This window comes from Dyella sp. ASV21, from assembly GCF_016428975.1.
GTDB lineage: Bacteria > Pseudomonadota > Gammaproteobacteria > Xanthomonadales > Rhodanobacteraceae > Dyella.
In genome coordinates, this window is record NZ_JAELTT010000224.1 from 1 (window position 1) to 396 (window position 396).

Annotated in this window: 1 pseudogene; it reads right to left on the minus strand. The window is 69.9% G+C overall.

The features are described from left to right. Window positions 1-169: 169 nt before the first annotated feature. Window positions 170-256: pseudogene (locus JHD67_RS21575) on the minus strand (MotA/TolQ/ExbB proton channel family protein); the annotation flags it as partial. Window positions 257-396 lie beyond the last annotated feature (140 nt).

Below are 396 nucleotides of genomic sequence, written 5' to 3' on the forward strand. Positions count from 1 at the left end.
CCCCCCCCCCCCCCCCTCTTTAATGCCCCGGCGACCACCGAGAACTACACCCGAACGTTGTCGTCGGCAGCGTCAGATGTGTATAAGAGACAGCCGGTGGTGAAGAGCGAGCGCGCCAAGCTGGAAACGCAGATTCCGCTGTTCAGCGGTGCCTCCATGCCAGGCGACCACCGCCCGACGAAGCCTGCTGGTGGTGAGCGACGGCCGAAGCGGCGTCGAGGGCGATCTTGGAGAACGGTTCGCCCTTGGGCCTGTCTCTTATACACATCTCCGAGCCCACGAGACCCGTGACCGAATCGCGGTTTGCGGCTTGTGGTTGGAAAAGGGGGGGGGGGGGGGGGGGGGGGGGGGGGGGGGGGGGGGGGGGGGGGGGGGGGGGGGGGGGGGGGGGGGGGG